The sequence below is a fragment of the Methanobrevibacter wolinii SH genome, assembly GCF_000621965.1.
Lineage (GTDB): Archaea > Methanobacteriota > Methanobacteria > Methanobacteriales > Methanobacteriaceae > Methanarmilla > Methanarmilla wolinii.
Genome location: NZ_JHWX01000027.1, coordinates 1 through 7,260 on the forward strand (window position 1 = coordinate 1; position 7,260 = coordinate 7,260).

A 7,260-nucleotide genomic window follows, 5' to 3' on the forward strand; every position below is an offset into this window, starting at 1 on the left:
AACATGCTTATAAATTGTGTTTTGATTACTGTATCTAATTTTTTAAGGTTTTTAAAACCATTAGATGAAAATATTTGTTTTGATTTTCTAGAACCAATAATTTTAAATATTTTGTCCAACATAATATAATTTGGGTCGTTTTTATCAAGATTTAGATTGTGGAACATTTTTTTCGCCAAATATATATTTGTTGCACTTATTATTTAAATTTATTGGTTTAAACGACCTTTTTTTATTAAATTACTAATTTTCCAATTGTATTATTACAAAACAAGAATATACAATAATTAAAACTATAAAAATAAGAAAAATTAGGGCTCAAAAACAAGTCAAAAATTCAGGCCCCTAAATTTTTTTATATTAAAATTCGTATTTAATGAAAAATTAAAAACATCAACACAATTAAATCAAAAATAAATTTCAACAATGTTAATAAATTTATTAATAAATAGATTTAAATAAATTATATAACTTGTTTAAAAGTATAACTTATTAATATTTAATTTTAAAAAAATGGAGAAAACCTTAATGATTGATAATAATATAAAACAAAAAGAAAATAGAGATAAAATAATTGTACAAACAAGTGTAATAGGAATACTTGTAAATATAGCTCTTGCTGCATTTAAGGCTATGGCAGGGATTATGTCAAATTCTATTGCAGTAACACTTGATGCTGTAAACAATTTATCTGATGCATTATCATCTGTAGTTACAATTATCGGAAATAAATTAGCATCTAAAGAACCAGATAAAGAACACCCACTTGGATATGGAAGAATTGAATATTTAAGTGCTATGATTGTAGCAGCAATTGTATTATATGCAGGTATTACATCTATTGTAGAGTCTATAAAAAAAATAATTACACCAACACCAGCAGATTATAGTACATTAACTCTTGTAATTATTGCTGTTGCTATTTTAGTAAAACTCGTACTTGGTGCATATGTAAAACATAGAGGAGAAACTGCAAAATCTGGAGCACTTATAGCATCTGGAGCAGATGCTACATTTGATGCAGTATTATCATTATCAGTACTTTTATCAGCATTTATTTACATATATACAGGTATTTCATTAGAGGCATATATAGGTGTACTTATTTCACTTGTAATTATTAAAGCAGGTATTGAAATGATTATTGATACCTTAAATGATATTCTTGGAAAACGTGCAGATCCAGAGACTGCAATTAAAATTAAGAAATTAATAACAGGAGAACCTGAAGTTAGAGGGGCTTATGATTTATTTATAAATAATTATGGACCTGATAAAAATTATGCTTCAGTTCATATTGAACTACCTGATACAATGACTGTTGAAGAAGTAGATATATTAACTCGTAGATTACAAAGAAAATTATTAAACAAAATGGGAGTTATCCTTACAGGTGTGGGCGTTTACTCATATAATACTCAGAATGATGAAATAGGAAATATACGTAATAATATAATGGAAAAAGTAATGAACCATAATTGGGCACTACAAGTTCATGGATTCTTTGTAAATCTTGATAAAAAAGAAATACGCTTTGATGTTGTTATGAGTTTTGATATTGATCATAAAGAAGGTATTGAAATACTTAAAAAAGAAGTCAAAGAACTTTATCCAAATTATCATATTGATATTGTATCGGATATTGATTTAACAGAATAAATTAGAATTTAAACCGATTTGTTGAATTCCTATTTTTTATAAAAATTTAAACTATAATTAATGTTTGAAAATCAATTTTAAGAAAATTTATTCAAAAGATTTTGAGGATTTCAACAAAGCATTTAAACCTTTAATAGTTTTTTAAATATTACAAAACTCTTCCAAATTTATAATTTTAAAGTTTAATCTTAAAATTATATTTTTTTTAAATTTAATATATATTCTTAAATCGTATATTAATGAAAAATTAAAACTGTATTCTCATTTTTTAAATAATTATATTATTTTTATGATTCTATTAAAAACTATTTTTTATAAAAATTCAAGCTTAGTTAATACTTGAAAACAATTTTTAAGAAAGTTTATTATAAAACTTTTGAGGATTTCAACAAAGTCATTTTTATTACAAACCTTTATATATAATAACTTTTAAATTATGTATTATACTGACCAGTCAGTCATTATATTTTTTAAATTAATTTTAAAATAATTAATTTAAAAAGTGTTTATATGAATGATAAAGAAATTAAAATTCTTGAAACAGTCATGAAACTTTTAAAAAAAAGATTATAGTACAATTACAACTGTAAAGATTTTAAATTCACAAATATATATTTAACAAAAAATTAAAATTATAAATTTTATTTTAAATAAATTTATGAATTTTTAAAAATAAATAGATATAAAATAAAATTTTTATATACATTATAAAATTAATTGAATTTGTATTTTTTTATAAAATTTTTAATATTTTAAAATTTATTATGGTGATAATATGGGTAAAAAATTAGAATTAACAAGTGAATGGGATAAAGTATTTCCAAAAAGTGATAAGGTAAATCATAAAAAGGTTACATTTACAAATAGATTTGGTATAACTTTAGCTGCAGATTTATATGAACCTAAGAATTATGAAGGTAAATTAGCAGCTATTGCAATATCTGGACCCTTTGGTGCTGTTAAAGAACAATCTTCTGGTTTATATGCTCAAATATTAGCTGAAAGAGGATTTTTAACCATTGCTTTTGATCCATCATTTACTGGAGAAAGTGGAGGTAATCCACGTTATGTAGCATCTATTGATATTAATACTGAAGATTTCCAAGCAGCTGTAGATTTCTTATCTGTTCAAGATAATGTAGATTCTGAAAGAATTGGAATTTTAGGAATTTGTGGTTGGGGTGGAATGGCTCTTAATGCAGCAGCTATTGATACTAGAATTAAAGCTACTGTTACATCAACAATGTATGATATGCCTAGAGTAACAGCTTATGGTTACTTTGATTCTGTTGATGAAAATGGAAGATATGAAATGAAAAAGGAGTTAAATAATCAAAGAACTGAAGATTTTAAAAATGGTACTTATAAAAGAGCAGGTGGAGTTGTAGATCCTGTACCTGAAGATGCACCTCTTTTTGTAAAACAATATCATGATTATTATAAAACTGAACGTGGTTATCATAAACGTTCATTAAATTCTAATGATGGTTGGAATATTACTTCTTCATTATCATTAATCAACACTCCAATATTAAGATTCGGATCTGAAATTAAAAGTCCAATTTTAATGATACATGGTGAAGAGGCACATTCATGTTACTTTAGTAAAGATTGTTTTGAAAAATTATCTGGAGACAATAAAGAATTATATATTATTCCAGGTGCTGTACATGTAGATTTATATGATAATCTAGATGTCATTCCATTTGATAAGATTGAAAAATTTTATATAGATAATTTATAAATATTTTTTATTAATTTTTTTATCTCCTTTTAATTTTTATTAAAACCTAATTTTCTATTTTATTTAAATTTTTAATTATTTATTTTTAAGTTTTTAATTTTCCAATAAATATATTATTTACAAATTAAATTACCTCAATATTTTTTTATTCTTCAATATATAAAAGTGGAAAATAGAAATTCATAAGAAATATAACTATTTTTAAATATAATGGAAAGAATAATGTAATGATAAGTGAAAATAAGATAATAAAAAATAGTATATATAAATAATAAAAAAATGAATTATCTAATTTAAAAAAAGAAAATAAAAAATTTAACAAAAGATTAAATATAAATATTCTAAACTATTCAAAATTATTAATTGAAATGAATATAAGATATAAATCCTTTTATTCATTGAATTAAACTTTTAATCCATGCTCTTTTTCCCATTTTACAAATTCTTCAGTAGACATATTCAAAATTTCTTCTTGTTCTTCCTCAGATAAAGAAGAAATAATTTCTCTTAATTTAGGAATATTACCTGCCCCAAATGTTTCAAATAATTCTTCAGCCATTATAATTCCACCTCTTCAAATTTAATATATTCATTTAATAATGGTTAAATTCGTAAATCATATCTTTAAGAAAAAAAACAACAATATAAACTATTAAAGTTTTAATTTTAACTCTTCATTATTTATTTTAGCATAAATATCCTCTTTTAACCAATGATTTTTACAAGCTACATTATCTAACAATACACATTGTGGAGGAATTGATAAATTACTAGATTTCCATCCTCCAGAAATAAGATTTAATACACAAGTAATACCAATAATACTTAATTCTTCCATATCCTCTTTTTTTACACCATTAAATGCTGTTGATTCATGAGATATTATATAAACTTCATGGTTTGGATTATTTTTACATATTTTATATACATTACAATGAGAATTACAAAATGAACAAATACGACCTAATCTACTGTTTTTTGCTTTACATTTACTATTATTAGAATTCATACATGATGGCAATATTAATGCTTTTCTTTTTCTTTTATCATAATCATCCTTAAATATTCTATTCATTATTTCTGCACCTAACATATTTAAATGATATTCAAGTTCATGACCATGATAAAATATAATATCTTCCTTCATTAAATGAGTATCTCTATTATTATTAAGATATTTCTCTAAGTTATTAGTATACTCACCAAGGTATTTTCCACTATTTTCATAAAACCATTTAGTTATTTTAAGACAATCATCTAAGTCATGACTAAAGTTTTTAAAATGAGGTATTTGATCTACATAGTCTCCTGTTGCTTCTAAAAAATTTATAAGTAGATTTAAATTTTCTTTATTTAAATTATTATAATTCTTCTTAAAAGGTTTAAATAAAAATTTTGTTAAAAGTTTACCTCTTAATTCATCAATAAAAAGTTTATCTTCAGGAAATGCCCTACGATATTCTGATAAATTGCTTAATGCTTTATGAATATTATTATTTAAATCCATTGCAGTTGTACCATAAATATACCAGTAAACTCCAATACACAATGCTTCCAATATTTCCTCATCATCTCTAAAATTAAATTTTCTAGAGAATTCTAAGAATTCATCACAAAAAATTTTTATTTTAATATAATAATCTTCATTTAATTTATAAGGAAAAATTATTTCATCCATTTACTTCACCTTAACAGAGTTCAATATAAATTTAGCATGTTCTTCTGATTCTTTAAACAGATTATCTATTGAACTTTGAGGAATATCATCATATTTTGCACAGATTTCTAATAATAAATAAATCGGAAAACTATAATATTCTTTAGCTAAAAATTTTGGATTAGAATCTTTACGTATAATACCTTTTTCTTTTAAAATAGTGAAAAATTCATTCCAAAAAACTAATGGTTTAACAAGAATTTCATTTTGGAAGAATAACCTTATAGTTTCATTATAATTCATTTGTATAAATATTAATTTCCAAATTTTTAAATTTCTTTTACTAGATAATAATTCTTTAAAAGCTTCAGATCCTTTATGATAAAATATTTCTGGATTTTCAATTAATATTTTATTATCTTTACTTAGTAGGAACTCTTTACTATTAAGTAATTCATCTTCTTTAAAGAGATTTGTGAAGTATTCAAATATATCCATTAATATTGCTTCTTTTGATGGATAATGACTATATATTGAACTTTTTTTAATTCCTACTTCTTCTGCAATTTCTCTAAGGGATACTGAATCATAACCTTTTTTTGAAAATTGATTTAAAGCAACTTCAAAAATTTTTTCTTTAGTATTCATAAAAACAACCTACCATTCGTTAGGTATATTATTTTTTTAATAATATATAAAATTAATTATTTTAATAAATTTTTTAATTTATTAGAGTTTGTTGAAAACTATTTTTTATAAAAATTTAAACAATAATTAATGCTTTAAAATCAATTTTAAGAAAATTTATTCAAAAGTTTTTGAGGATTTCAACAAAGCTATTTATTAATAAACTTAAATAAGCATTTAATTAAATATAAATAATCTTTAAATAATCAAAAAAATAAATAATAAAAAAATATTAAATAATAAACCAAAAAAGCAAGATAAACTAAGAAAATTAAGAATTAATAATAAAAAAATAAAACAAGTAAAATATATAAACTAAGTAAAATTTTAATTAAATATAAAATACCATTTATATTATTAAAAAAGTACAATTTCAAGAAATCTATTTTTAATTAAAATTCTTTAAATGTAATTTATCAATTTATAAACTTTCTTTTATCCTTATTAAATCAAAATATTCATAATATCAATACATATTTATACCATGTAAAAAATATATTACATAGTAAAAAAATACTTTATAAATTAAATATTGTTTATTAATTTTTTAAATAAATATAAATTTTAATCTTTTTTTAGAAAAAAATTTTAATAAAACTAAACTAAATAAAATACTTGATTTTATACAAAATAAGGTATTTTTAAGAATTTATTATAGTTTTTAAAAAAAAAAGTTAGTTGCCAATATTTAATTTATAATTTCAAATGGTGAAACATGTTTTATGAAAAAATAAAAAATATTGGATTAGAAAGGAAAAATACAGAGTTTCCTTTCTTTATGGATAATCCAAAAATATCGAAGAATAAATGGATTCTCCTTATAATTGGATCAATAATATTATTATTATGTTCAACATCATTTGGAGAAAGTGATTTATCTACAATAATTGTAGTTCTTGTTAGTATTATAATCCCATTATATGCTTTTAAAGGTCATTGGAAAGAAATATTTAAAAAACCAGAAATTAATGACATATGGGTTATTCTATTTTGTTTAATTTGTGATGGAATATTAACTTTAACTCTATCAAGCTTACTTGGTGATATAGGAATCAGTGGTTATGATAATTCATGGCTAAATTATAATATATTTGATTTAATCTTTGTATTCATACAATTATTATGGGAAGAAATATTAAGATTTATTCCTTTTATATCATTATTATATTTAAGTTATAAATATACAGCTAATAGAAATTTAAGTATAATTATTGGAACAATCTTTTGTTTAATTGTTTTTGGATTAATGCACACTAGCACATATGGTGATGCATTTTACTCATTAATTACTATAGGTTTTGGTTCATTATTTTTAGCTTATTCCTATTTAAGAACAAAAAATTTACTTGTTGCATATATCCTACATTTACTTATTGATTTTTCAATATTTGCATTAGAAATTATTGGTATTTAAAAATATAAAAAATTTTTAGATACCTTTAAAAAATAAATAGTTATATTGAATTAAAAAAATTATTAAAAACAATTAAAACCTAATTATAATAAAAAACAA

At 21.4% G+C, this 7,260-nt stretch carries 6 protein-coding genes and 1 pseudogene; 3 read left to right on the top strand and 4 right to left on the bottom strand.

Features of this window, described 5'->3' with window-relative positions; all coding sequences use genetic code 11:
- Positions 1 to 167 (bottom strand): annotated as a pseudogene (locus tag T523_RS09420) (IS5/IS1182 family transposase); the annotation flags it as partial.
- Positions 168 to 528: 361 nt separating this feature from the next.
- Between T523_RS09420 and T523_RS03720 the strand changes: the two are divergent.
- Both T523_RS03720 and T523_RS03725 read left to right on the top strand, forming a co-directional pair.
- A complete protein-coding gene (locus tag T523_RS03720) occupies positions 529 to 1,659 on the top strand; it encodes a cation diffusion facilitator family transporter (protein WP_042707585.1) in 1,131 nt (376 codons plus the stop codon).
- Positions 1,660 to 2,434: 775 nt separating this feature from the next.
- Entirely contained in the window at positions 2,435 to 3,403 is a 969-nt protein-coding gene (locus T523_RS03725; protein ID WP_042707586.1) for an alpha/beta hydrolase, read from the top strand.
- A gap of 403 nt (positions 3,404 to 3,806) precedes the next feature.
- Here the strand turns inward: T523_RS03725 and T523_RS08990 are convergent, their stop codons facing one another.
- From T523_RS08990 to T523_RS03735, 3 genes are all read right to left on the bottom strand, one after another.
- Positions 3,807 to 3,962, bottom strand: coding sequence for a hypothetical protein (locus T523_RS08990; protein WP_156929590.1), 156 nt, complete (start codon positions 3,960 to 3,962; stop codon positions 3,807 to 3,809).
- A gap of 93 nt (positions 3,963 to 4,055) precedes the next feature.
- Positions 4,056 to 5,081 (bottom strand): DUF116 domain-containing protein, encoded by a 1,026-nt coding sequence (locus T523_RS09275; protein WP_052334633.1) that lies wholly within the window; start codon positions 5,079 to 5,081, stop codon positions 4,056 to 4,058.
- A complete protein-coding gene (locus T523_RS03735) occupies positions 5,082 to 5,708 on the bottom strand; it encodes a TetR/AcrR family transcriptional regulator (RefSeq protein WP_042707587.1) in 627 nt (208 codons plus the stop codon).
- A 754-nt stretch (positions 5,709 to 6,462) separates the two neighbouring features.
- Between T523_RS03735 and T523_RS03740 the strand changes: the two genes are divergently transcribed.
- A complete protein-coding gene (locus T523_RS03740) occupies positions 6,463 to 7,161 on the top strand; it encodes a CPBP family intramembrane glutamic endopeptidase (RefSeq protein ID WP_042707588.1) in 699 nt (232 codons plus the stop codon).
- Positions 7,162 to 7,260: the final 99 nt, after the last annotated feature.

Excerpts from the sequence above, each read along its gene's own strand:
- T523_RS03720 (WP_042707585.1), top strand. The coding sequence starts at position 529 with ATGATTGATAATAATATAAAACAAAAAGAAAATAGAGATAAAATAATT.
- T523_RS08990 (WP_156929590.1), bottom strand. The coding sequence starts at position 3,962 with ATGGCTGAAGAATTATTTGAAACATTTGGGGCAGGTAATATTCCTAAA.
- T523_RS09275 (WP_052334633.1), bottom strand. The coding sequence starts at position 5,081 with ATGGATGAAATAATTTTTCCTTATAAATTAAATGAAGATTATTATATT.
- T523_RS03740 (WP_042707588.1), top strand. The coding sequence starts at position 6,463 with ATGTTTTATGAAAAAATAAAAAATATTGGATTAGAAAGGAAAAATACA.
- T523_RS03725 (WP_042707586.1), top strand. The coding sequence starts at position 2,435 with ATGGGTAAAAAATTAGAATTAACAAGTGAATGGGATAAAGTATTTCCA.
- T523_RS03735 (WP_042707587.1), bottom strand. The coding sequence starts at position 5,708 with ATGAATACTAAAGAAAAAATTTTTGAAGTTGCTTTAAATCAATTTTCA.